The organism is Veillonella sp. S13054-11, from assembly GCF_002959795.1.
GTDB lineage: Bacteria > Bacillota > Negativicutes > Veillonellales > Veillonellaceae > Veillonella > Veillonella parvula_E.
Window position 1 is genome coordinate 61,108 of sequence record NZ_PPCY01000001.1, and the last position, 26,533, is coordinate 87,640.

A 26,533-nucleotide genomic window follows, 5' to 3' on the forward strand; every position below is an offset into this window, starting at 1 on the left:
GGAAACATGGCACATATTCAACTCATTTATGGCGATGAGCCACAATTAATTGAAGAAGAGAAACGCAAATTTTTAAGTGCCTATCCAGACCTTCCAGTGACCGTATTAGACGATGAGGCGGGCCCACAGAAGATTAGTGAAAAGCTCTGTGAAGATTCACTCTTTGGGGATCAAAAAGTGTTTTGCTTAGTTAACTTGCCCATTATTCGTAAAAGCGGCAAAAATAGTGATGCTTGGGTCCCATTATATGAGCTCATCATGGAATATAATGGGGATAATCCAATTGTTTTGATTTATCATGACATGATAGATAAACGAATCAAGCAGAATAAAGAGCTTTTAAATAAAATACCGAATCTTGAATGCAAGCGCCTTGAAGGGGCAGACCTTGTGATGTGGATTCGTCAATATTGTACATCTCATGGCTTTAACATGACGCCTGATGCACAAGAATACGTAGCTCATCTCATCGATTTGTGGCAAGATGTACCTGTTTCTTTTATGAGAACTGAGTTTGACCGATATTTCTTGCAAATTACTGGGGAAAAAGTAATTACCAAAGAATTCCTAGAGGAAAATGGCAGTGACTATGGTGCTAAAAATATTTTCACCTTTAAAGAGGCTTTGTTGAAACGAGATATTGATACATTGCTTGAATTATTTCCGTTTATGTTCGGCTATAAAGAATTAGATCGTGCTATGAGCTATATTGAGGGGCAGTTACGTTTGCAGCTACTGGTTAGCGAATGTCGCCAAGCGGGAATGTCTGTTCAAGCCATACAAAACTTATGTAAGGACCATGATTCGTCATTTAAACCGTATCCGATTAAGTTGGCTTACGAAGCAAGTCCTAGAATTTCAGTTAAGGCCTTGCGAGCTTTATTAAAAGGGCTCTATGAGATTATTTTAGATAGTCGTAGTAGTAAGGGCGATATTTGGCGATTTAGAGATTTATGTATTACCTATTGTGGGTATAAAGGATAAAAATGAAAGTACGTTATCGTGTTGTACCAAAACGGAATAAGAAATCATCCTTCTATGTGAACTGTCATAGCCAACATGTGACGATTCAAGCAGCAGACTCTGCATTTTCCACATTGCTTAGTCTACGTGAAAGGTTGTCTGCATGGTATAAGGAAAAAAATATCTCTTTTGATGATATTCCAACAAATACAGATACAGCTTGTTGCTTTGCTTGGAAAGTAGATACTGAAACGGGTGAAGGGTTAGATACCTATTATTATGGCGGTGGCTGTGGTGCTGGTGAATGGATTGAAGCGGCTGAAGCACAACGTGAAGCTGAAGAGGCTAAAAATCAAGAACCTAGAGGCAAGTCTTTTGCGGGTTATGACCAACAAGATGAATATGATGATGTAGACGAAGATGATTTTGCCCCATTTGTAGAAGCTATTGAATTAGGCTATTTCAACAATAGTCCAGTTGTTGTGTCTCGTTCTAATCATACGGCTGCCGAATCTAGCAGTAGTGATACTATCGCATCTGTGAGTAGTACACCTAAAGCAAGCAAAGGCTTTGGACCTAAAAAAACTACAAAATCTACGGCTAAAGGAAGTGAAGGGGATGGTAAATATCCTCGTCGTGTACCAAAGGATGCACCTACTGATGAAGGCATGATTTTAGGACCTAAAATTGAAGGGGTCACATCTAAAATCATGGGGACCTTGGATACACCTAGTGTAATTTTTGAAGGTGTCTTTGTTGGTTTAGATAAACGTGATACTAAGACGGGTAAAAGTATCGTTAACGGCAGCATTGTAGATGATACAAATAGCATTAAATTTATCAAGTTTACGAACAGTCCTGAAGAAGGGGATGAATTATTAAAACAACTAAAAGGCTTACAACGGGTTCGCGTACAAGGTAGTGTCAGCTTTGATGATCGTTTTGACAAGGATTATATCCTTTCTATTCGCAGTATTGAAGCAATAGAAACTACTAGTGTGGAACGAACTGAAAATCGTCCGGACTCTCGTGTGGAACTCCACTTACATACTAAGATGAGTGATAAAGATGCTCTCGTATCTGTAAAAGACTTGTTTAAAACAATTAAAAAATGGGGTCATCCTGCGGTGGCTATTACGGATCATGGCGTAGTACAAGCCTTCCCAGAAGCGCAAGCTCTTGGTAAGGAGTTAGGTGTTAAAGTTATCTATGGTGTAGAAGGTTACCTCATCGAAGATGAAACGGTAATAAAAGATGAAGAGCCTGTACTAGATAAAAAGAAAAAGAAAGAAAAAGATAAACGTTACCATATTATTTTATTAGCTAAGAATATGGTTGGTTTGCGTAATTTATATAAAATGATTTCCATTTCTCACCTTGAACATTACAAAGTTCGTCCGCGTTTGCCTCGCTCCGTTATTGAAGAACATCGTGAAGGTATTATCATCGGTTCTGCCTGTGAAGCAGGGGAGCTTATGCAATCCATTGTTCGTGGAGCTACAAAAGAAGAGCTTTTGGAAGTAGCATCCTTCTACGATTATCTTGAGATTCAACCACATACTAACAATACGTTTTTGGTTCGTAAAGGTCTCATGCCCGACGAGCAGGCACTTATTGATATGAATAAGACCGTTATCGAATTAGGAGAAGCCTTAAACAAACCTGTATGTGCTACTTGTGACGTTCACTACCTGACACCAGAAGAAAAAATTTATCGTGAAATCATGTTAACTGCATGTGGTTATCCAGATGCAGACGAACAGCCAGATTTACATTTACGTACTACAGATGAAATGCTTGCGTCCTTCCCTTATTTAAGCGAAGAGAAAGCATACGAAGTAGTCGTTACTAATACACGTGCTATTAATGATAGCATTGAAGATATTAAGCCAGTGCCTGATGGTACATATTCACCTAAGATTGAAGGTGCTGACGAAGCTTTCACAGAAATGTGCTATAGAAATGCGAAGGCTATTTATGGTGATCCATTGCCTCGTGTCGTACAAGAACGTCTCGATTATGAATTGGATTGTATTATTTCCAATGGTTACGGCGTATTGTATTACATCGCTCATAAGCTGGTAAAAAAATCTCTTGATGATGGGTATCTCGTAGGTTCCCGTGGTTCCGTAGGGTCATCCTTTGCCGCTACCATGTCTGAGATTACAGAGGTAAACCCATTACCGCCTCATTATGTATGCCCTAACTGTAAATATTCAGAATTCTTTGAAAAGGGTGAATATGCAGGGGGCTTTGACTTGCCTCGTAAAGACTGTCCTGAATGCGGTCATGCTTTACAAACAAATGGACATGATATTCCATTTGCAATTTTCCTTGGTTTTGAAGGTGACAAGGTTCCAGATATTGACCTTAACTTCTCCGGTGATTACCAAGCAAAAGCTCACAAATATACGGAAGAACTATTTGGTCGTGACAATGTATTTAAAGCCGGTACAATTGGTACTATAGCTGATAAAACTGCTTTTGGTTATGTTAAAAAATACGCCGAAATTCGAGATATACAAGCCCGCAATGGATTCTTTGAACATTTAGCGAAAGGCTTTACAAATGTAAAGAATACTACGGGACAACACCCTGGTGGTATTATGGTATGTCCTCGAGATATGGATGTGCATCATTTTACGCCCATACAACATCCAGCGAATAAAAAGGAAAGTGGCGTATTAACGACACACTTTGATTATCACTCCATCGAAGGTCGTATGACTAAGCTTGATATTCTGGGCCATGATGATCCCACAATTATTCGTATGCTAGAGGATTTGACAGGTATCGATGCTAAGACAATACCATTTGATGATCCAAAGACATTGAGCTTGTTTTCCTCTACAGAGGGGATTGGTTTAACACCTGAACAATTGCAAGGTGACCAGGTAGCCAGCTTAGCCGTACCAGAATGTGGTACGAAGTTTGTACGGGGCATGTTGGAAGACTCTCGTCCGCAAACCTTCTCTGACTTAGTACGTATCTCTGGTTTCTCTCATGGTACGAATGTATGGCTCGATAATGCGCAAGACCTTATTAAAAATGGAACTTGTAAGTTAAACGAAGCTATTTCCACCCGTGACGACGTAATGAACTTCTTGATTCATCGTGGTATGGATAGAAAGCACAGCTTCTTCGTTATGGAAAACGTACGTAAAGGGAAGGGGATTGAAAAACGAAATAAACAAGGTCAAGCTACAACGGAATTTGAAGCAGAAATGCGTGAAAATAATATTCCTGAATGGTTTATTGAGTCTTGTAAAAAGATTTCCTATTTATTCCCAAGGGCCCATGCGGTAGCATATGTAATGATGGCCTTCCGTATTGCATGGTTTAAGGTATACCATCCATTGGCATTCTATGCAGCATATTTCTCCATTCGCGCGAAAGCCTTCGACTTACGAATCATGACAGGAGACCTTAAAACACAATTGACCGAGTTTAACCGTATCAAGGCTCTTGATCGTGCTGCCAGCCCTAAAGACAAGGACCTTATGAGTGCCTTGGAAGTATCTATGGAAATGTATCAACGAGGCTATCGTTTTATTAATGTAGATATTCAACATTCTGAAGCTAGACGCTTTAGCATTAAGGATGGAGCTTTATTGCCACCATTCTTAGCTATTGATTCACTTGGTGAAACAGTGGCTGATGCTATCGTCGAGGAAAGAAATGAACGTCCATTTACATCTCTAAAAGACTTACAACGCCGTTGTAAAGTATCAAATACCATCATTGATCTTATGAAAGACCTCAAATGCTGTGGTGAACTACCTGAAGATGAACAAATGTCACTCTTTGGAGCATAACAAAATACAAGGTAAGACTCAAATACAAAGTAAGCACTATATCTCAAATGTCGATATAGTGCTTATTTTTATGTAGTTTGCTACAATATAATTAATATATATCATTGGTGCAAGGGAGTGTTGGGAAATGATAGGTAGTTTATTAAAATTATTAGGAATCTATTCATCAAATAGTAGTGTTTCTAAAGTGCCTAAACTAAATACAAAAGTAGAAGAAAATAGTAATACTTTTAACATAACTGATCGACTTTCGAATCAAGCTGATGATATTAAACTTTGGTATATTAAGCCAGAAGATAGTCCTGAATTAGAAGAATCAGATATTCCAGGTGTATACTTTAACGAATTCCGGGAATATGTAGATGAAGAGGGAAATGTATTATCTCCATCGGAGGTCAATGCAATACGGTATAAAGACGATTACGAGGATGATTATTATAGATAACAAGAAATAGTTAATCTGTTATATGTATATTGAATCAAGTTGGTGAATTATGAGAATTCCAATATATGAAGCGTTAGCACACTATAAAAAGAATGAAGAGCTACCTTATACAGAATATTTTGGATTAGGATTTTTTTCTGATATATCATTAGCTGAAGAGGCTCTAGTTGAATCTAAAATATTGTCTGGATTTTCTAAGTTAAATGATAATTCCTTTTCTATAAAAAATCACTATTTAAATGATTGTGCTCATATAGGTGATGATATTAACTATGAAATAGTAAATAACAAAATTTATGGTGTTTGGTATGATTACGATATAGATCCATATTATTCCAGTTCTGGATACATAGGTTTATTTAGCACTTTAGAATATGCAGAGAAAGCATTAAAGTGGTATAAGACCTGGGATATATTTAAAGTATATGGTTTAGATTGTTTAGGAATTGATACAATTACTCTCAATTTAAGGGGCTGGACTGAAGGTTTTATAACAGTATATGATTAAAATTATGCAATAAAAGAGGTATCATCGAATGATGACACCTCTTTTTGAAAGTTTTGCAGTTTATTTATTTTGGCAGATTTTGTAAATTTTGCAATATTAGTATAAGGATTTATATTTCATCCAGTTTGTTTTGGCCATTTCTTTAAGCTCTGTACCACGGCCATCAAGGATTGCATTTATTAAATATTTGCTAAAGCCTTTAGCTTGTTGATATGCAATTTTAGGAGGCATAGCAAGTTCTTGTTTATCTACGCGAACGTTAACGATGACTGGGCCATTATGGTTAAGGGCTTCCATGATTTTTTCATCAACTTCGCTAGAGTTATGAATGCTCACACCTTTGATACCAGCAGCTTCAGCAAGTTTACCGAAATCTGGATTTACAAAGTCTGTAGCGTAGTCTAGATAGCCGGAAGCCTTCATTTCCATAGCGATAAAGCTAAGTTCTTCGTTATTGAATACAAAGATTTTAATAGGTAAGTTAAGTTGTTTTAATGTTAACATTTCGCCCATCATCATTGTAAAGCCACCATCACCAGAGAGGGAGATGACTTGACGATTTGGACAAGCATTTTGAGCGCCAATAGCATGCATCATAGCATTAGCCATGGAGCCGTGGCTAAAGGATCCTAAAATACGGCGTTTACCATTTGTTTTTAGATGGCGAGCAGTCCAAATAACTGGAGTCCCTACGTCAAAGGTAAAGATCGCGTCTTCTGCTGCTAGTTTATTGAGGCGATTTACGAAGTATTGAGGGTGAATTGCTACACCATCTGGCTCGGCAACGGCATAACTATCTAAATCACCTCTAAATTTAGTGTACGCTTTACGCACTGTGTCGATAAATTCAGTATCACCACGTTGGTCTACAAGAGGTAATAATTCTTTTAACGTATCTTTTACAGTACCAATGATACCTTGTGTAAGAGGTACGCGACGACCTAAAGCACTAGGATCTCTATCTACTTGTATTACTTTCGCATTTTCTGGATAAAATGGACGGTAAGGGAAGTCTGTACCAAGCATTACCAATGTATCACATTGTTCAATAGCACGGTAGCCAGATGTATAGCCTAATAGGCCAGTCATACCTACATCATATGGATTATCCCATTCAACCCATTCTTTACCTCTGAAAGCATGTACAACCGGTGCTTGCAAGCGTTTTGCTAATTCTACCACTTCGTCATGGGCACCTTCACAGCCGGCACCACAGAATAGGGTAATACGTTTGCCTGTTTCTAAATGAGCAGCCATTTCTTCAATATCTTCTCGTTGTGGAACGATATGAGGTAAACGAGGTGGGGTCCATACAGGTAATTCGTCAATTTCCATTTCCATAACGGCAACGTCACCAGGAAGAACGATAACTGCAACATCTTGGTTACCAACAGCAGCGTTCATAGCACGGAATAGAATTTCCGGCATTTGTTTAGGATTGGATACAAGTTCGCAGAAACAAGAACATTCTTTGAATAGATTTTCTGGATGTGTTTCTTGGAAATAGTTCAAACCTACTTCAGATTGAGGAATGTGAGAAGCAATGGCCAATACTGGAACACGATTGCGATGACAGTCGAAGAGACCATTAATCAAGTGTAAGTTGCCAGGACCAGAGCTACCAGCACATACAGTTAGTTTATGAGTTAGGGATGCTTCTGCACCGGCAGCAAAGGCTGCTGTTTCTTCATGTCGTACATGTTCAAAAGCAATTTTACCATTGCGGCGTAAACTATCATTTACAGAGTTTAGACTATCTCCAGTGATACCGTAAATGCGTTCGATGCCCGCATTGGCTAAGACTTCTATAAGTACATCAGAAATTCGTTTTTTTGCCATATTATCACCTATATTTAATAATTACTATCATTAAAATATGGTTATTCAAACCATATATACTATATTAGACTTGTTTAACTTGTAATTATGTGATAAAAGTTACTATTTACTGTATACATAGTTTATATATGTTTATATTAAAAGTAAATATATATTATTATTTATATTATTCTAGTATTTGTGTTCTAAAAATTATATTTTAATCAAATTATTTAATATTCTTTCTCAATACAAAACTATTATTCTTGCATAACATTAATAAAAGTGTTACTATTAATTCATAAACAAAATAGATAAGTCTTTGGGGATAGGTGAAATTCCTTACCGGCGGTAAAGTCCGCGAACCTTTTTGGTATGAATCGGTGCAATTCCGATACCGACAGTAGAGTCTGGATGAGAAAAGACGAGGCACATTTGTTGTGCGCATTTATGATGACCCAAGGACTATGTAATAGTCCTTTTTTTATTGAGGTGATATGGTGGATGACGTAGTATATATGAAGCGCGCCATTGAACTGGCAAAATTAGCCACAGGTCACACCTCACCAAATCCTTTGGTTGGTGCTGTTGTGGTAAAAGATAATACAATAATCGGTGAAGGTTATCACCATAAAGCTGGTACAGCTCATGCTGAGGTGCATGCACTAAATCAAGCAGGTGATAATGCCAAAGGTGCTACTTTATACGTAACATTAGAGCCATGTTCTCATTATGGAAAAACACCACCTTGTGCGCTTCGTATCATTGAGGCTGGCATAGCTAAAGTAATAGTAGGTAGTACAGATCCAAATCCACTAGTTTCTGGAAAGGGAATGGAGTTACTTCGTGAAGCAGGTATTAAGGTTGTTTGCCCCGTATGTAGTGATGAATGTGCTGAACTAAATGAGCATTTCTTTACCTATATACAGACAGGTAAGCCTTTTGTCACTATAAAAAGTGCTATGTCATTAGATGGGAAAATTGCTACATCTACTGGACAATCTCAATGGATTACAAATGAGTCCTCTCGTCGCGATGGACATGTGTTGCGTGCCACGCATGATGCCATGCTCGTTGGAATTGGTACAATTTTGGCAGATAATCCACAGTTAAATTGTCGTTTAACGGATAGTGAATTATCAGATGCGTTATTAGATAAAAGCATACTTGATGAACCGATTACGATTCATCAACCAGATGTAATTATCTTGGATAGTCTTGGTAGAACACCTACTACTAGTCGCGTCTTTGAAATAAATAATCGCAAGATTCATATATTCGTATCTAAAGGTTGTCCTAAGGATCGGATACAAGTATTAGAACAAGTTGGTGCTCAAGTAACCGTAGTAGAATCTATTTCTACTCGTAAAAGCAAGAGCACAGACATTGTGATTGATATTAAGAAATTATCTATCGATGATATTCTTACAAAACTAGGTGAACTAGGTTACACATCTATTCTTGTTGAAGGTGGATCTGCAATTATCAGTTCCTTTGTGGAAACGAAGAACTTTGATAAGGTCGTAACATATATTGGAAATACCATTATTGGTGGTAACGATGCAACACCAGCTGTAGGAGGTCGAGGTTTTGAAAGTTTAAAGGCTTCGCCACAACTAACTTTCACCAAGATTAAAGTATTAGATAATAACATTCGCATTGAAGCGTATCGTCAAGGAAGGAGGGGCGCTTATGTTCACGGGAATCGTTGAAGAAATTGGCCGCGTCGAGAACATTAAAAAGGGCCCTAAATCCTTAACCATAACAATTCGAGGAGAAAAAATTTTTAGCGATTTAAAAGTTGGTGATTCCGTAGCTGTTAATGGGGTGTGCTTGACGGCCACAACGATTGGCAATAGTATATTTACAGCGGATGTGATGCCAGAATCCATTAAGATGACTACGTTTACTAATTTGAAAGTCCATCAACCAGTCAACTTAGAGCGAGCTATGCTTGCTAATGGTAGATTTGGTGGTCACATTGTGGCAGGCCATGTAGATGGTACAGGTCGTATTATTAATCGTGAACAAACCGATAATGCCATTATCTTTACTATCGAAACTCCAAAATCCGTTATGGATTATGTTATCTATAAGGGCTCCATTACCATCGATGGAATTAGCCTCACAATTATGCGACGAACAGAAAGTAGTTTTTCCGTCTCTATCATTCCTCACACTTTGAGTGAAACTATTTTAGGTTTTACTCATATTGGAACAGAGGTCAATTTAGAAACGGATATTGCTGGACGATATATTCGTCATTTTATGAATCTTGGTAGTGAACCTACCGAAGAAAAGCCTAAAAAATCTATGCAATCCCTCTTAGTAGAGAATGGATTTATATAAGTAAGGAGCGTTCCTATGAGCGAACAATTACATTCTATTAATGAAGTCTTACAAGACCTTAAAACTGGTAAACCTGTTATTATCGTTGATGATGAAAGCCGTGAAAACGAAGGTGATCTTATCATTGCTGCAGAGTTTGCGACGCAAGAAAACATTAACTTCATGGTTAAATACGCTCGCGGTATCGTATGTACGCCTATGCGCCGCGAAGCGTTAGAAAAGTTTGGCATTCCTGCAATGGTTACTAAAAATACTGATAACCATGAAACTGCTTTCACTGTTACTGTTGACCATGTAGATACTACAACCGGTGTATCTCCAGCAGAGCGTGCCTATACAATCCAAAAATTATTAGATCCATCTGCAAAACCTCAAGATTTTCGCCGTCCAGGTCATGTGTTCCCACTTGTCTATAAAGAGGGAGGCGTATTGGTACGACAAGGTCATACAGAAGCATCTATTGATCTTTGTCGTTTAGCCGGGTTACAAGAGGCTGCCGTTATTTGTGAAATCACAAAAGATGATGGCGATATGGCACGTTTACCGGATCTTATGGAATTTGCTAAAGAACATGACTTGAAAATTGCTTCTGTAGCAGAACTTATAGAATATCGTAAACAACATGAAGATATGGTTGAGCTTGGTGCTTGTTCTAAGTTGCCTACTAAATTTGGTGATTTTAATATCTTTGTATTTAAAAATGAATTAGATCATAAAGAGCATTTAGCTATCGTAAAGGGCAATGTTCAAGATTGTAGCGATGTGCTTGTACGTATTCATTCTGAATGTTTAACAGGCGATGTATTTGGTTCTAAGCGCTGTGATTGTGGCGAACAATTAGACAATGCGTTGCGCGCTATTGAAAAAGAAGGCAAAGGCGTTGTTGTATATATGCGACAAGAGGGCCGTGGCATTGGTTTGACCAATAAAATTAAAGCCTATGCATTACAAGAACAGGGCCTTGATACAGTAGAAGCAAATGAACAATTAGGCTTCCCTGCAGATATGCGTGAATACTCCTTAGCGGCTCAAATTATCCGTTTCTTGGGTATTAAAAGCATCCGCTTATTAACTAACAATCCCGAAAAGCGTCATGGCTTAGAACATTGGGGAATCAATGTAACTAGCCGTGTACCACTCATCATTGCTGCAAATAAATTTAATGCAGGCTATTTAAAAACAAAAGAAGAGAAAATGGGTCATATGTTAGAAGACTAATTAACTTTCACCATATAACTCGGTCGTTACATATATATTTCCTTAGATGGAATAAAGGAGGTCAATATAATGATGGTTCAAGAAGGTAACTTATTAGGTACTGGTAAGAAATTTGCTATTATCGGTTCTCGTTTCAACGAGTTCATTACATCTAAATTAATCGGAGGCGCTGAAGATTGTTTACTTCGTCACGATGTTAAACAAGAGGATATTACAGTAATTTGGGTTCCAGGTGCTTATGAGATTCCTTTGATTGCTAAGAAAGCAGCTTTATCTGGTCGTTATGATGCAGTTATTTGTGTAGGTGCTGTTATTCGTGGGGCCACTACTCATTATGATTATGTATGCAACGAAGTAGCCAAAGGTATCGCACATGTATCTTTGGAAACTGGTATTCCTGTTATGTTTGGTGTAGTAACTACTGAAAACATTGAGCAAGCTATCGAACGCGCAGGTACAAAAGCGGGTAATAAAGGTTATGATTGTGCGATGGGTGCAATCGAAATGGTTAACCTTATCGATCAAATCTAAGAATTGTATATATAACACTCAGTATCTTATGGTACTGGGTGTTTTTATATCATCGAAAATATGTTCTTTTAAATTTAAATAAGACTAGACGAACATATATTCTCTATTATTGAAAGTTAAATATTTGACATGATATACTATATAAGCAATATAAAAGTAATACCTTAATAAAATCAGTAGAAATAAGGAATGATAGAATGGATTATATAAAACGTTTTACAACCCGAGAAGGGGTTCGTATGTCTTTAGCTGTAACAACCGATACAGTTGAAACAGCTCGTGTACGTCATGATTTATGGCCTGTAGCAACAGCTGCTTTAGGTCGTGCTATGACGGGAGCTATTTTATTAGCTGGGGATTTTAAAAACCATGAAAACGTAAGTCTTCGTATTAAAGGTGATGGTCCACTAGGTGTAGTTCATGTAGATGCATTCTCTGATAATACGGTTCGAGGCTATGTAGATGATCCACATGTTGATGTACCTTTAAAGCATGCTGGTAAGCTTGATGTTGGTTCTGCCGTAGGTCATAATGGGGAAGTGCAAGTGACTCGTTTCACGCAGTTAGCGCAAGACTATACTTCTACAAGCCCGATTCAAAGTGGTGAAGTAGCAGAGGATTTGGCATATTATTTATATGCATCTGAACAAGTACCGTCTACGATTAGTTTAGGTGTATTAGTAGATCCAGATTACCATACGGTTGTAGCTGGAGGTTTTATCGTACAAGCCTTACCGGATGCTACAGATGAAGCATTAGCACAAGTAGAAAAGAATATTAATGAACTTGGTCCTATTACAGAATATTTGAAAGCAAACCCAGATGGTAAAGGTCTTATGGAACGTGTTCTCGATGGTTTAACTGTGAATGAAGTATATAATGAACCAATTCATTTCCAATGTCGTTGTGGTCGTGATCGCTTTGCCAGTGTGCTAATGACATTACGTGAAGAAGATAAGAATGCTATTTTGGAAGATGACGTAACAGAGCTTGTTTGCCATTATTGTAATGAAAAATATCATTTCACACGTGAAGAGTTACAAGATATGTTCATCCCAAAAGGTCCAATTCAATAAAAACTTTATAATATGTAGAAAAAATACAGGCTACTAGGTTTTTCCTATAGCCTGTTTTTCTATTCTATGAGAAAATAAAAGATAGAGTTATTAATAATAGGAGGTCACAATGAGTGCAATTGGCATAATTGGTGGTACTGGTGTTTATGATCCGTCCATCTTTGAAAATATTCATGAAGAATCCTTAATGACACCATATGGTGAAATAGATTATGTACAAGGTACATACCATGGGAAAACTGTAATCTTTGTAGCTCGTCACGGCAAAGATCATACAATTCCTCCACACAAAATTAACTATCGTGCTAATATTTGGGGCCTCAAAAAACTAGGCGTTACATTTATTATCTCCACGACAGCAGTAGGTTCTATAAATGAGAACTTTAAGCCAGGTCATTTTGTGTTGACTGACCAATTCTTAGATTTTACAAAGAACCGCATCACTACGTTTTATGAAGGTGGGGACCGTCCAGTGGCACATCTTGATGTAACAAATCCATACTGCCCTGAATTACGTGATATTCTTCAAAAGGTAGGTACGGAACAAGGCCTTACGATACATAATGGCGGTACCTATGTATGTACTGAAGGCCCTCGTTTTGAGACTCCTGCAGAAATCAAAATGTTCCACATGCTCGGTGGCGATACAGTAGGTATGACAAATGTACCGGAAGTAAATTTAGCGAATGAAGCTGAAATGGCATATGCTACGATCTCTATGATTACCAACTATGCAGCAGGTATTTCTGAATCTGCTTTGACACATGCGGAAGTTGTAGAAATGATGGGCAATATGGCGGCTCAACTAAAATCTCTTATCTTAGGAGCTATTGATGCAATCGATGTGGATGCTCGTTATGATGCTCATAATCGCATGCATGAATATGGTGGTTTTAAACTATAATCAACTCATAATGATACACAATAGTTTATCGAAGGAGAAGTTATGATTAATATTGAATGGCGTAAAGATACGCTGGTACTATTAGATCAAACTAAATTGCCTACTGAAATTACATACGTTCACTGTACAGATTGGCGCCAAGTGGCCGAAGCTATTAAAATGCTTCGCGTTCGTGGCGCACCTGCTATTGGCGTAGCTGCTAGTTATGGTCTCATTTTAGCTGCTATGGAAGCAGGACGTTTAGAGGCGCCATTTAGTGAACAACTTACAAGCTTATATGAGTTTAGTGAGATCTTAAAAGAAACTCGCCCTACGGCAATCAACTTAGCTTGGGCTGTAGATCGTGTCATTTCTCTTGTGAAAACTAATGTTGACAGTATGTCCTCAATGAGTGAAGTAGTAGACCTCATTACAAAAGAGGCTATTATCATTCACGAAGAAGATGTGTCTTTGAATAGACGTATGGCCGAAGCAGGGGCTACATTATTTGAAGGTAAAAAGAATATTCGCATCTTAACTCATTGTAATGCGGGTGCACTAGCTACAGGTGGTCTAGGAACAGCACTTGGTGTTGTTCGTAAATTACATGAAAATGGACAACTGGAACGCGTGTATGCTGATGAAACACGTCCATTATTACAAGGTGCTCGACTCACAGCCTTTGAACTTTACGAGGATGGTATTCCTATTACTCTTGAAACAGATAATATGGCAGCCTATGCGATGCAACATGGATTAATTGATGCCGTTATCGTCGGTGCTGACCGCATCACTACAAAAGGGGATGTAGCCAATAAGATTGGTACCTATGGTGTGGCTGTACTAGCTAAATTCCACAATATTCCGTTTTATGTAGCCGCTCCTTATAGTACATTTGATTTTACTTTGGAAAATGGTAGCGATATTCCTATTGAGATGCGTAACGATGATGAAGTAACCGCTTTACACGGTGTTCAAACAGCCCCTAGTGGTATTGATGTACTTAATCCTGCATTTGATGTAACACCTCATGAACTTGTAACAGCGATTATCACCGAAGAGGGAGTATTGACTCCAAATTATGAAGAATCAATCGGTAAGCTACGCCAGATTGTAGAATCTAAATAATCTATTATCTTAATGATTAGCTTATTAAGCATTCAAAATATAAGCAATATATTATCTATATAAGTAAGTATCTACAACGATATTAACAACATTATATAATATCAATAAATCTAAGTAGATTTACTATCAACTATTTATTTTATTGTATCTACTTGTATGAGTAAAAGGAGATATTATGCAATCTTTAATTAGAGACATAAATTTAGCAACAGAAGGTCGCAAAAAAATTGATTGGGTTTCTAACTTTATGCCTACATTAAACACATTAGGTGACCGTTTTGAAGCAGAACAAACTTTCAAAGGCCAAACAATTGTTGTTAGTGTTCACTTGGAAGCAAAAACAGCATACCTTGCGACTGTATTAAAACGCGGTGGTGCAGATGTAATTGTAACGGGCTCCAATCCGTTGTCTACACAAGACGATGTAGCTGCAGGTCTTGTAGATATGGGCATTACTGTATATGCTTGGTACGATTGTACTGATGAAGAATATTTTAACTTTCTCCATAAAGCACTTGATCATAAACCACATATTATCATTGATGATGGTGGTGATTTAGTAAATCTATTGCATACTACACGACAAGATGCAAAAGAACGTTTGTTAGGGGGGAGTGAAGAAACTACAACAGGTGTACATCGTTTATATGCATTAGAGAACGCTAAACAATTAACATTCCCTATGATTGCTGTAAATGACTCTTACTGTAAATATCTTTTCGATAATCGCTATGGTACAGGTCAGTCCGTTTGGGATGGTATCATGCGCACTACGAACTTAACTGTAACAGGTAAGAACGTTGTTGTTGCTGGTTATGGCTGGTGTGGTAAAGGCGTTGCGATGCGCGCAAAAGGCCTTGGTGCACACGTATATGTAACTGAAGTAGATCCAATTAAAGCTATAGAGGCTGTATTTGATGGCTTCAAAGTATTGCCTATGATTGAAGCCGCTAAGGTTGGGGATATCTTCTGTACTGTAACAGGTTGTAAAGATGTTATTGTAAAAGAGCATTACAAAGTGATGAAAGATAAAGCTATCTTATGTAATGCTGGTCACTTTGACTGCGAAGTGAATGTTTCTGATCTTACTGAACTTGCTGTAAGCCACGAAAGGGTTCGCCAAAACATCGAAGGCTATACTATGTCTGATGGTCGTAAACTCTATGTATTGGCTGAAGGCCGTCTAGTAAACCTTGCAGCTGGCGATGGTCACCCTGCAGAAATTATGGACTTGTCATTTGCTATGCAAGCCCTTGCTGCAGAGTATATCTTGAAAAACGGTAAAGAAATGGATCCAAAAGTATACGTATTGCCTCATGAATTAGATGTGGAAATCGCTAAACTTAAGTTGAACTCCATGGGCTATGACTTAGATTCTTTAACACAAGAACAAATCGATTATCTAACAAAAGTAAACTAATACTGTATTGAAATATAATGGTTTCTGTAATACATTTTGTATCTAAACTATACTAGCTTTCAAATTAAACAAATATAACCGAGCTATCATGGCTCGGTTATACCTATGAGGGAAGACTATGTCTGATTTATTGATTACTCATGTAGACGTCCTCACCGATGAGGGGGTTCTAAAAAATCATGCCATTGCAATTAATAATGGTTATATTACAGCTATTTTAAACGATAGTGAAGCTGAAAAGGTAAAAGTCTCTGCTAAGGAAGTACTAGACGGTAAAGGTCAATTGGCTACGCCAGGTCTTGTAAATACACATACTCATATTGCGATGGGTCTATTTAGAAACTATGCAGATGATCTTGAGCTTATGGAATGGCTTGAAACGGCTATTTGGCCAACAGAAGCAAAATTAAATGACGATTATGTACGGTACGGCACACAACTCGGTATTGCTGAAATGTTGCGCACTGGTACCACTACATTTAGCGACATGTATTTCTTTATGAATACTACTGCTGAGGTGGTAAAAGAAACAGGTATTCGCTCTGTATTGTCACGTGGCTTAGCCGGTGTATCCCCAACAGCAGATCAAGCATTAGTTGAAAATGCTGACTTATTCCGCACTTGGAACGGCTTTGATAATGACCGCATCAAAGTATTGCTTGGACCACATGCACCATATACTTGCCCTGATGATTATATGGAAAAGGTGATTGCCTTATCTCATGAATTAAATTGTGGTATTCATATGCACTTGTCCGAAACAAAAGGAGAAGTGGAGACTGTTATGAAAGCTACTGGTAAGACACCAATTGCGCATATGCATGATTTAGGTTTATTCTGGAATACTACCTTAGCCGCACACTGCGTTCATGTGACAGACGAAGATATGGCTATTATGTCTGAAAATAATGTAGCCGTAGCGCATAATCCACAATCTAATTTAAAATTAGCTAGCGGTATTGCACCAGTACCTGAAATGATTGCCAAAGGTATTACGGTTGGTCTTGGTACAGATGGCTCCGCTTCTAATAATAATGCTGATATGCTTGAAGAAGTACGTCTTGCAGCAACATTACATAAAGCACGTCTTTATGATCCAAAGGCTATTCCTGCTCAAGCCGCATGGAACATGGGCACTGTAGAAGGTGCAAAAGCATTGGGATATACAGATCTTGGTGTATTAGATAAAGGCTATCGTGCAGATATCGTGCTATATGATGTATCTGGTATGCACTGGATGCCTCGTTACAATGATTTAGCAGCTCTTGTATACTCTGCTAATAGCTCCGATGTAAATACTACAATTGTGGGTGGTAAAGTTCTTATGAAAGACAAAGAACTGCTTACAATTGATGAAGAAAAACTACGGGCAGAGATTGATAAAGCTCAGGTATATTTTAGTAATTAGCAGTCAATCTAAACACAAAACCCACTCATGATAATCATAGAGTGGGTTTTGTGTTATATATTATATAGATTTATTTAATTGCTTTCACCAAGAACATGGGTACAGGAATATAAAACTCGTCTTCCTCATTGTAAATACGCGGACCTACAGTTAGATCAATGGTAACAGAACTAGCACCTAATTTAGTAAGTAGTTCTTTATCCCATTGAGGTCGTGTATAAGACGAAATGTCGAGCATATGATAAATGGTATGACACCGTTCTTTTAATTCGTTGCTTACATGTTCATGGGCATGATGAACAGATTGTGGTACATTATGATGATTACGAGCATGTTCCGCATCATAGTTTAAAATCAAACCGCCTGGGCGAATGACGCGAAACCATTCGGCATAGGCTTTGTCAGGATGGGGTAAATTCCACGTTACATTTCTGGCCACAACGATATCAAAGGTATTAGTATCAAATCCTAGATTCTCTGCATCCATCACAGAAAAGGTTGCATCACAATCGAGGGACTCTGCTAGTTGATTTGCCTCATCTATCATATTAGGTGTAATATCAATGCCATGCACTGTATGACCAAGCTGAGATAGTATAATACTAAAAAAGCCGGCTCCACATCCAATATCCAATATTCGTAAAGATCTATCAGAATCAAATATATGACAAGTTAATTCTTCTCTCCATAATTTTAGTTTGGGACTTTCTAATTCTTTTGCACGTAAAGCGCCAAAATCGTGAGATCGATCTGCCCAATAGGCTGTAATAAATTCTTTATCATCCTTCATAGGATGGTTGCGTTCAAAAGTATCATTCATAATTTAGTTCTCCTCATATTCTATAGTATGTATAGTACCATAAAATAATAATGAACTATACAGCAAAAATCACATTAACTCCATAAATACTTACTATTAGATATGATATAATACTCCTATGTTTTTATTTTACTGAAAGGGCAGGGGCTATGATATTACAGACTGGACAACGTACAGATATTCCTGCTTTTTATGGGCAATGGCTAATCAATCGTATACGTGAAGGATTTGTAGATGTTCGTAACCCTTATAATCCCCTACAGGTGACACGGTATCCAATTAATCAAGAAGTGGTAGATGGTATTGCATTCTGTACAAAGAATCCTTTACCGTTTATTCCACTACTAAATGAAATTGTTGATTACAGACAATACTGGCATATGACTATAACGCCTTATGGAACTGATATTGAACCCTATGTGCCAACTTATGCGTCTATTATAGAAGGGTTTAAACATATTTCTAAACAGCTTAATTCTCAATCTATGGTGTGGCGCTATGATCCTATCATTTTAACTAATGAATATACTGTTGATTTTCATTGTGAAAGATTTTACAAAATGGCTCAAGCCCTTAAAGGTTATACAGATACAGTTGTTGTTAGCTTTTTAGATATATTGGATAAGGTGGCTCAGAATTTTCCAGAAGGATATAGACCAAGTTTAGATGTTCAAACTAAGATCATTAAAGAATTTGTTTCCATAGCTCATTCCAATCATATGAATCTTAAAACCTGTGGAGAAAGGGATATCTTTAAAGAGTTTGGTGCTGATACAGAGGGGTGTTTAACCTTAGATTGTTATGAGAGGGCCTGGAATATAAAATTAAAAGCACCTAAACGCACACCAGCACGATTAGAATGTAATTGTTATTTACATGGTGATATTGGTGCCTATGATAGCTGTAGCCACTTTTGCCGTTATTGTTATGCTAATACTAATCAAGCAGTAGTTCGATATAATCGTTTACATCATGATCCAAATTCTAGTTTACTTATTGGAAGACTTTCAAAAAGAGAAATTATCAAAGAAAGTACGGAAAAGAGCTGGATTGTAAAAGAAACTGTAACACAGGATAGCTTATTTTAGAGAGAATTACGAGGAATTACTAAATTAAATGAATTGACTTATCGTGTAAAATAGATACCAAAGGGGTTGTCAAGCAGGTATCTCAGGAATATAAGAGAGTGTAAATGTATTTTTTGTTTAGTTTAAAAGGAGGTGCATTTATGATAACGTATAAGAAAGATAGTAAAGATAATTTACTATCACCTGACTCGTCTATGCCCGTGTTAGCAATGTGTTATGACTTTGATAAGACATTAACCCCTGACGATATGCAGGCACAAGGTTTTATTCAATCGGTAGGCTATAACGAAGAGCAAATCAAACAATTTTGGCATGAATCAAATCAATTGGCTAAAAAACATGATATGGATAATAACTTAGCCTATATGTACAAAATGATTCAAGAAGCAGTAGGCCATTTCTATGTAACAAAAGATAAGCTCATGGAATACGGCAATCAAGTAGAATTATACGAAGGGGTACGGACTTGGTTTGAACGCATTTGTCAATATGGCTTAGAACAAGGCGTTAAGATTGAACATTATATTATTTCGTCTGGCTTAAAAGAAATGATCGAAGGCACTGAAATGGCAAAAGAGGGGGCTTTCACCAAAATCTATGCCAGTGCATTTATGTTCGATGATAAAGGTGTAGCTGTTTGGCCCGCACAAGCCATTAACTATACGAATAAGACACAATTTTTGTTCCGCATTCAAAAAGGAATTCTCGATATTAATGATACTGGTGTTAATGATTACATTAAGCCTGAAAATCAACGTGTGCCGTTCCGTAACATGATTTATATTGGGGATAGCGATACAGATATTCCTTGTATGAGTCTTGTGAACGCTAATGGAGGTCATTCTATAGGTGTTTATGATCCATTTAAGAAGGATAAAGAAAAGGTATATAAGATGATGCGTCATCATCGTATCCGTTATTATGCACCTGCAGACTATTCTAATGGTTCAAAACTAGATACCTTAGTGAAGCAAATTATTCGTAAAACCGCAGCCTATGAAGTATTAGAAGGCGAATATATTCATTGTAAATACGAAGCCGAGGAGTAATATGGAACAATCTAAATTAACTAGCGAATGGATTCAAACCTTTAACAGATTAGGTTCTGAAGGTAAATTAAAACCTACCGTACCATATCACGATTTATTTAACCGAAAGGAGTTAAAAGGATTTCCGTTACACACATTACCTATGTGGACGGTAAATTTTCCAACAGGTTATATTACGTGTTGTGATCCTCTAGTAACATTGCCAAGCAAACCAGATACATATCTTAGACAGGTAACACCAGGTACGTATTTGTTAGAGACTAAGATAATTGAAATGGAACCAAATGAGTATCGTTATGTAGCTAGTCGAGTTGTTTTTAGTGGCAATGAGCCTGTATACTATGAATTAGCATTAAAAGGGACAGAGGACTTAACCGATTTAGATGATGGAGATACCTATATTGGATTTCCTGTAGATTCGGGTTTAGCTACAATTGTAGATGCACAAACAATTGAAACATATAATAAGTTTTATGAACAATGGCATATAAACTATCCTGAAAAAAATATATACGATGACTATTATAGTGATTTATTCCAATTAAATGCTATGGCCTATCCACAATACCAACGTTCTAAAGGTGATTGGATTAACTTTACAATTCCTGATACAGAATTGACAGTACCGATGATTCAATCTGGATTTGGTGATGGTTTATATCCAGTATACTGGGCATTTGATAAAGATGGTCAAATCTGTCAAATTATTATGGAATACATTGATTGTAGCGAAGCATATGAATAATACACTGGGTGTATAGTTAAGGAACTAATTTTATAAATCAAAATATATAAAAATAAGGCGCTTAGATAACTAAGCGCCTATTAATATGTTTATATTCATCTGAGAAATTAGATACCAAAAACCCAGTTAACTAACACGCGAATAATACTTAAACCAACAACCATTTCAGCAAGAAATCTTAAAGAACTCTCCATGCCATTTCCTAAATGTTTTAAACCGCCAATTTTGGCTTTACTTACAATATCACACCAGCACATAAAATTCCTCCATAAGAGTATGAGTAAATCAGATAATTTATATTACTATTTTACAATCTGATTCTAAAAAATTCAATATAAATTTTATGTAATAATAATACTTTATTGGCATATAGAATAATTAAGAATATGAAAAGTATAGTTTATTTAAAGAATATAAATATGTTAATATGAAATCAACTATTGATGTGTTGTGTAATGGAGTGCTTTATGAGAAAGTTTATATTAAGCTTTGCAATAGCATTGGTTGCATGTAATATAATAGCTGCAAAAGAATATATTACATTAGAATCCCAAACTGGCAATACCATTGTTGATGAAAAAGGACAATGGATATTGGGCCCATATGATAACTTACATGTGGAGTATATAAAAGGATATAATAATAACTATGTATATGGATCATTTTATGAAAATGGTCAAAAACGATATGTAAATTTAGTTGAACTAGCCTATTTACCAGTAGGGTATGAATATGAGTTCTATTATAAATTTGCTAAAGCTTTCACTAATGGGGGCTTTAAATTATTAAACTTAGATGGTACATATGCTATTAATGATGTTATTACTGATTATGATGATTTAAGTGATACTATAATATTAGGTAAAAAAGGAGAATATTGGTATGTATATAATAGAGTAAGCGGCAATCCAATTATTGATAGTCCTATTAGAAGTATCAAAGAGAGTATTACCAAATATTGGTCTAGAAAAGATAAAAAATATCTTTATAAATTATATACTATAGATGATTATACAAAATATCTTACAGAAAATGGTGTTTTACTTAGTGTTGATGAAGCTATAGACCTTATTAACAGTAATGATTATATAGAAATACGTAATAATGATGGTGTGGGAGGTGATTCATATTCTGATGAGAATTTTTATAGTAGAGCTCCATCAGATGTTTATGATTTATTTTCAGAAGTAGATGATAAAGGTAATACTTTATATGGTATGAAGACAAAGGATAATATAATCGTTATTCCTCCTAAATATAAATCTATAAAACATTTAGGTAAAGAGTTTAAGTACTTTGTTGTGACTGATGAAAATAATAGGTATGGTATTGTAGACTCATTAGATCAAACTATAGTTGCTACGAATAACTATTCTTATGAAAGATTAAGTGATCGTAGCTTTATTTTGAAAGATTCATATGGTAATAGTATTTTTAATGCTAGTTCAGGTGTATTTTATGCTGATGTTTTTGATAGTATAGATACATCAAAGCCTAATTATGTATTAAATAAAGTTACTACAGCAACTTATGATAAAATAAAATATGTAATTGATACAAACTCAGGTTATAAATTATTTAAATTACCACATTATGATGACGATATAACATCATTTTATAAAGCTTTATTTGTTTATAAATCTAAAGGGAAATATGGCCTAATGGATTATAACGGTAATATAATTATTGAACCTAAGTTTGATAAAGTTACTATTGATGAACCTGAGTTAGCGGAATATATAAAAGAAATAGATTCATATGATAAATAATTAATTTTTTACTGATTATTTTGATTAACTAAAATAAACTAGCTTATAGACTTATAGGCTAGTTTTTGTTTTGAACACAAATTACTTCCGATAACGATATATTATCGGAAGTAATTTATATAAGAAAATTGGGCCTAAATGGCCCAATCCTTTATTTCATCAAGTTTTTTGCTTATTTACGTTTAAATGTGTATGGTTCGTATTCTACATCATTATGACGGTTAGTCCACCAGTTCCAACCAATTCTTGCTAACTTCCAGGCAATGAATCCTACGATGATTCCTAATACTAAACCAGTTAATACATCTGTTGGATAATGTGCAAATAAGTAAACTCTAGAGAATGCTACTACTATTGAACCTAATAATGCTAAAATCCCTAAATATCGCTTCTGAGGTGCTATTTGGCCTAAGCCTAGGTAAATAGTCATGGCTGATGCAAATGAACCAAAGCTATGACCTGATGGGAATGAATAGCTTGTAGCTTTTGGTAGTGCAGATTCCAACGGCACCGTTACATTTGGAAAATCAACAAATGGTCTTAATCTCGCTACATTTGGTTTTAAACCTTGGTCGCCAATTATAAATACAAATCCTAAAGCAATAATAATTGCCACGCCTAAAACACGATATTTTTTTTGTAGCATTAATAATAAGGCTATTATAATCCATAATGCGCCATTGCTTGTAATTTTTGAGATAAATGCCATAATTGGTGTTAAAAAACTATATACAAAATGTTCATGTACATAGAAGATTAAAGAGTGATCAAATTGTAAAATTGTGTCCATAAATTCCTCTTCTATTCTACTTTTACCTAAATGATAATTATTGAGAATGTCTTATTATGCTTTTTATTTTAATAATTAATCTATACTAATTTATTTACGTATATAATGATTTCTCATTTACAGCCCAAATAATAGCCTAAACTATTTATATACAATGGTCAATAGTTTAGGCTATATTTCATAAAAGCTATAGTTATGATTTCTTTTTATCTGTTTTCTTAGGTGGCACTTCAGGTGTTGCAGGCATTGTAATAATTGTATCTACAGGGTCATATACAGACTCAAAGGAATCAGTTTGAGTAACCCAGTTACCATATGTAATGGTTCTATACGTATTCATTTTTAAGCCTACATGGCCCTCTTGTACCTCTTTTTCTTTTAAAGATGGATCTACCTTAGTTATTGTTTTATTTGGAATCTCACCATAATCGCCTACAGAGATAGATACATTTTTTGGTTTATCTTCAGCTGTACCTATAATGTAAATAGTTAACGTACCATTATTCATAACACTTAAGATATAAATAGAATGTTGGTACGGATTTCTAAACTTAAAGTCTAAATAGCCCCAAGCTACCGTAGCATCTCTACCAGCTTGAATATATCCAACTGGTTCAAAATGAGGTGTACGTTCAACAATATTCATACCAGATAATAAAGCTGTATTAAAAATAGTAGAACTTACTTGGCAAATACCGCCACCAATGCCTGGAACTAATTTGCCATCAATCATAACAGGCGCATCATCATAGCCAGCTTCTGCAGTACGTTCGCCTACAACATCGTTAAAAGAGAATTGTGCACCGGGCTTAATGAGTGTACCATTTATCTTATCAGAAGCTAATTGGATATTATGTGTTCTGCTTTCATTACTTGGATTATACTCCGTTGTGAAAGATGCTAATACAGTATTTAAAGGTTTTAGATCAGTATCAGTAACTTTTACCGTATTCTGCGTAGTAAATACCATAGAAAGAGAATTTATACTATCGCTAATCTGTAGATCATCTTTTAGCTTTTTCAAGGTAGCATCGATATCAATACGTTTGCCTTCTTTTGACGGATGTATTACTACTTGTCCATTTTCAACAGTAAGATAGGCATCATGACCAGGTGTATCTATTGTTTTTGCTAACTCAGTGAGATATGTTTTGCCTTTTACTTCGTCTAACTTATATTGTGGTTTAAAATGATGACCATAAAATAAACCATTAAATCTATGTGACAATACTGTCCACATATCATCCTCATAGCCGTATGTGGAAATAGCTTTTACCATAGCCTCTGTATCGAATTGAATACCTAAATCATGATATGTGGCCTGTTGTTTTTTATTATTTCCCATATCGATAGATATAGTCTGAGGTATCTTATCATTCACCTCTTGTAAACGTGCTTGTAATTCGTTCTTTGGTGTATTTGATAGATCTGTATCATTATAATATACACCATAAGAAATATTTTCTGTTGGAATGTATGAGCAACCACTTGTACCCAAAAGAACAAGTACTGTTCCTACTAATATGTATTTCTTCGTCATGTATTCGTAAACGCTCCCGAATTATTTATTATATTCTCTAATTATAGCATATAAAGATCTAATCTATGGTACAATTATATTAATATTTTATGGGTAAGGGTGAATTATGTCAGAGTCTAAGAAACAACAAAAGCATTTTTATTTGCGCAATAATGATGCGCTTATGAATAGTACAAAGTTGTCTATGAAAGCAAAACAAAGCATATTGTTATCTAAGGCTGAGAATACTGTTGATGCTTACGAATCGGATTGGGACGATTTCGTAGATTGGTGTACTTATCAAAAGGTATCTTATTTTCCAGCTACACCAGAAACAATAGTAAATTATATTAACGATCTAGCAGATTATGCAAAGGCAAATACAATTTCACGTCGTATTAGTGCTATATCTGAAAATTTTAATGCTTCTGGCCAAAGAGATAATCCATGTATGGCTCCTATCGTTAAACAGGCCTTACGTGGTATTAGACGATTAAAAGGAACATTCCAACAAGGAAAAACCCCAGTTTTATTAGAAGATATTGAAGATATTATAGACTGTATGACTAAGCTAGATGTACCGGAACTTCAATTATTGCGCGATAAAGCTATTCTTTTGATTGGCTTTATGGGTGCTTTCCGGCGCAGTGAGATTGCAGCTATTACAGTAGAAAATCTTCAATTTTCACCACAAGGTGTTGAAATCTTTGTAGCATCCTCTAAGGCCGACCAAGAAGGTCAAGGTGCAGTGGTAGCTATCCCACATTTATCTGGTTCTCCGTTAGATGCAGTACGAGCCTTACAACAATGGTTACGTGCTTCTGGTATTACTGAGGGACCTGTATTTAGAGGGTTTACAAAAAATATGTCTTTACGTAAAACAGCTATATCCGATAAGATGATTTCAGAAATCGTAAAAAAATATATTTCTCTTATTGGTCTAGATCCGACTATGTATGGCGCTCATAGTTTACGTCATGGCTTTGCAACGACTGCAGCAGCTTATGGTGTTGAGGAGCGTAATATTATGCGTCAAACCCGTCATCATAGTGTAAATATGGTTCGTCGTTACATTAATGAGGCAAACAAATTTGTAGATAATCCTATTTCAACGATCTTTGAAAAACGATTTAGATAACAATCATAAATCAGTTGATTTAGACAATAACTATAAATCGTTTAATAACATAC

General features: G+C 36.1%; 23 protein-coding genes and 1 riboswitch. Of the genes, 18 read left to right on the forward strand and 5 right to left on the reverse strand.

What is annotated here, in order from left to right; translation table 11 throughout:
* Positions 1-6 precede the first annotated feature (6 nt).
* From holA to VPHSUH08_RS00285, 4 genes are all read left to right on the forward strand, one after another.
* Positions 7-984, forward strand: coding sequence for a DNA polymerase III subunit delta (holA, locus tag VPHSUH08_RS00270; RefSeq protein ID WP_004697054.1), 978 nt, complete (start codon positions 7-9; stop codon positions 982-984).
* Positions 985-986: 2 nt separating this feature from the next.
* Entirely contained in the window at positions 987-4,778 is a 3,792-nt protein-coding gene (locus tag VPHSUH08_RS00275; RefSeq protein ID WP_004697377.1) for a PolC-type DNA polymerase III, read from the forward strand.
* A gap of 127 nt (positions 4,779-4,905) precedes the next feature.
* A complete protein-coding gene (locus VPHSUH08_RS00280) occupies positions 4,906-5,223 on the forward strand; it encodes a hypothetical protein (protein ID WP_004697299.1) in 318 nt (105 codons plus the stop codon).
* A gap of 49 nt (positions 5,224-5,272) precedes the next feature.
* On the forward strand, positions 5,273-5,731 hold the full coding sequence (locus tag VPHSUH08_RS00285; RefSeq protein ID WP_004697195.1) for a hypothetical protein: 459 nt from the start codon (positions 5,273-5,275) through the stop codon (positions 5,729-5,731).
* 96 nt (positions 5,732-5,827) lie between these two features.
* On the opposite strand, the gene poxB is transcribed toward VPHSUH08_RS00285, so the two are convergent.
* Positions 5,828-7,570 (reverse strand): ubiquinone-dependent pyruvate dehydrogenase, encoded by a 1,743-nt coding sequence (gene poxB, locus VPHSUH08_RS00290; protein ID WP_004697269.1) that lies wholly within the window; start codon positions 7,568-7,570, stop codon positions 5,828-5,830.
* A 293-nt stretch (positions 7,571-7,863) separates the two neighbouring features.
* A riboswitch (FMN riboswitch) is annotated at positions 7,864-7,979 on the forward strand.
* A gap of 67 nt (positions 7,980-8,046) precedes the next feature.
* Between poxB and ribD the strand changes: the two genes are divergently transcribed.
* From ribD to VPHSUH08_RS00335, 9 genes are all read left to right on the forward strand, one after another.
* Complete coding sequence (gene ribD, locus VPHSUH08_RS00295) at positions 8,047-9,261, forward strand: bifunctional diaminohydroxyphosphoribosylaminopyrimidine deaminase/5-amino-6-(5-phosphoribosylamino)uracil reductase RibD (protein ID WP_004697371.1); 1,215 nt, start codon at positions 8,047-8,049, stop codon at positions 9,259-9,261.
* Positions 9,242-9,898, forward strand: a complete 657-nt coding sequence (locus VPHSUH08_RS00300; protein ID WP_004696980.1) for a riboflavin synthase — start codon at positions 9,242-9,244, stop codon at positions 9,896-9,898. The genes ribD and VPHSUH08_RS00300 overlap by 20 nt, the downstream gene beginning before the upstream one ends.
* Before the next feature lie 15 nt (positions 9,899-9,913).
* Positions 9,914-11,116, forward strand: coding sequence for a bifunctional 3,4-dihydroxy-2-butanone-4-phosphate synthase/GTP cyclohydrolase II (locus VPHSUH08_RS00305; RefSeq protein ID WP_004697328.1), 1,203 nt, complete (start codon positions 9,914-9,916; stop codon positions 11,114-11,116).
* Between the two features lie 69 nt (positions 11,117-11,185).
* Entirely contained in the window at positions 11,186-11,647 is a 462-nt protein-coding gene (ribE, locus tag VPHSUH08_RS00310) for a 6,7-dimethyl-8-ribityllumazine synthase (protein ID WP_004697404.1), read from the forward strand.
* Positions 11,648-11,844: 197 nt separating this feature from the next.
* Positions 11,845-12,723: an Hsp33 family molecular chaperone HslO gene (hslO, locus tag VPHSUH08_RS00315; protein ID WP_021148164.1), complete on the forward strand. Its 879-nt coding sequence runs from the start codon at positions 11,845-11,847 to the stop codon at positions 12,721-12,723.
* A 109-nt stretch (positions 12,724-12,832) separates the two neighbouring features.
* Positions 12,833-13,627 carry an S-methyl-5'-thioadenosine phosphorylase gene (gene mtnP / locus VPHSUH08_RS00320; RefSeq protein WP_004697166.1) on the forward strand — a complete coding sequence of 265 codons (795 nt, stop codon included), beginning with the start codon at positions 12,833-12,835 and terminating at the stop codon, positions 13,625-13,627.
* A 42-nt stretch (positions 13,628-13,669) separates the two neighbouring features.
* Positions 13,670-14,734 (forward strand): S-methyl-5-thioribose-1-phosphate isomerase, encoded by a 1,065-nt coding sequence (gene mtnA / locus VPHSUH08_RS00325; RefSeq protein ID WP_004697241.1) that lies wholly within the window; start codon positions 13,670-13,672, stop codon positions 14,732-14,734.
* 175 nt (positions 14,735-14,909) lie between these two features.
* Positions 14,910-16,154: an adenosylhomocysteinase gene (locus VPHSUH08_RS00330; protein WP_004697218.1), complete on the forward strand. Its 1,245-nt coding sequence runs from the start codon at positions 14,910-14,912 to the stop codon at positions 16,152-16,154.
* Between the two features lie 118 nt (positions 16,155-16,272).
* On the forward strand, positions 16,273-17,562 hold the full coding sequence (locus VPHSUH08_RS00335; protein WP_004697167.1) for an amidohydrolase: 1,290 nt from the start codon (positions 16,273-16,275) through the stop codon (positions 17,560-17,562).
* Between the two features lie 70 nt (positions 17,563-17,632).
* Here the strand turns inward: VPHSUH08_RS00335 and VPHSUH08_RS00340 are convergent, their stop codons facing one another.
* The gene (locus tag VPHSUH08_RS00340; protein WP_004697068.1) at positions 17,633-18,382 is read right to left on the reverse strand and encodes a class I SAM-dependent methyltransferase; all 750 of its coding nucleotides are present in this window, start codon (positions 18,380-18,382) and stop codon (positions 17,633-17,635) included.
* Between the two features lie 149 nt (positions 18,383-18,531).
* Between VPHSUH08_RS00340 and VPHSUH08_RS00345 the strand changes: the two genes are divergently transcribed.
* The 3 genes from VPHSUH08_RS00345 (at position 18,532) to VPHSUH08_RS00355 (ending at position 21,264) form a co-directional block, all read left to right on the forward strand.
* A complete protein-coding gene (locus VPHSUH08_RS00345; protein WP_105086497.1) occupies positions 18,532-19,470 on the forward strand; it encodes a DUF1848 domain-containing protein in 939 nt (312 codons plus the stop codon).
* Between the two features lie 140 nt (positions 19,471-19,610).
* Positions 19,611-20,519: an HAD family hydrolase gene (locus VPHSUH08_RS00350; RefSeq protein ID WP_004697132.1), complete on the forward strand. Its 909-nt coding sequence runs from the start codon at positions 19,611-19,613 to the stop codon at positions 20,517-20,519.
* 1 nt (position 20,520) lies between these two features.
* Entirely contained in the window at positions 20,521-21,264 is a 744-nt protein-coding gene (locus VPHSUH08_RS00355) for a DUF4241 domain-containing protein (RefSeq protein WP_004697361.1), read from the forward strand.
* Between the two features lie 107 nt (positions 21,265-21,371).
* On the opposite strand, the gene VPHSUH08_RS09535 is transcribed toward VPHSUH08_RS00355, so the two are convergent.
* A complete protein-coding gene (locus tag VPHSUH08_RS09535) occupies positions 21,372-21,521 on the reverse strand; it encodes a hypothetical protein (protein WP_004695850.1) in 150 nt (49 codons plus the stop codon).
* 210 nt (positions 21,522-21,731) lie between these two features.
* Between VPHSUH08_RS09535 and VPHSUH08_RS00360 the strand changes: the two genes are divergently transcribed.
* On the forward strand, positions 21,732-23,033 hold the full coding sequence (locus VPHSUH08_RS00360) for a hypothetical protein (protein WP_105086498.1): 1,302 nt from the start codon (positions 21,732-21,734) through the stop codon (positions 23,031-23,033).
* 172 nt (positions 23,034-23,205) lie between these two features.
* On the opposite strand, the gene VPHSUH08_RS00365 is transcribed toward VPHSUH08_RS00360, so the two are convergent.
* A complete protein-coding gene (locus tag VPHSUH08_RS00365) occupies positions 23,206-23,823 on the reverse strand; it encodes a phosphatase PAP2 family protein (RefSeq protein WP_008600961.1) in 618 nt (205 codons plus the stop codon).
* Between the two features lie 193 nt (positions 23,824-24,016).
* Positions 24,017-25,363 carry a VanW family protein gene (locus VPHSUH08_RS00370; RefSeq protein WP_105086499.1) on the reverse strand — a complete coding sequence of 449 codons (1,347 nt, stop codon included), beginning with the start codon at positions 25,361-25,363 and terminating at the stop codon, positions 24,017-24,019.
* Positions 25,364-25,469: 106 nt separating this feature from the next.
* On the opposite strand from VPHSUH08_RS00370, the gene VPHSUH08_RS00375 reads away from it, so the two are divergent.
* On the forward strand, positions 25,470-26,480 hold the full coding sequence (locus VPHSUH08_RS00375) for a site-specific integrase (RefSeq protein WP_105086500.1): 1,011 nt from the start codon (positions 25,470-25,472) through the stop codon (positions 26,478-26,480).
* Positions 26,481-26,533: the final 53 nt, after the last annotated feature.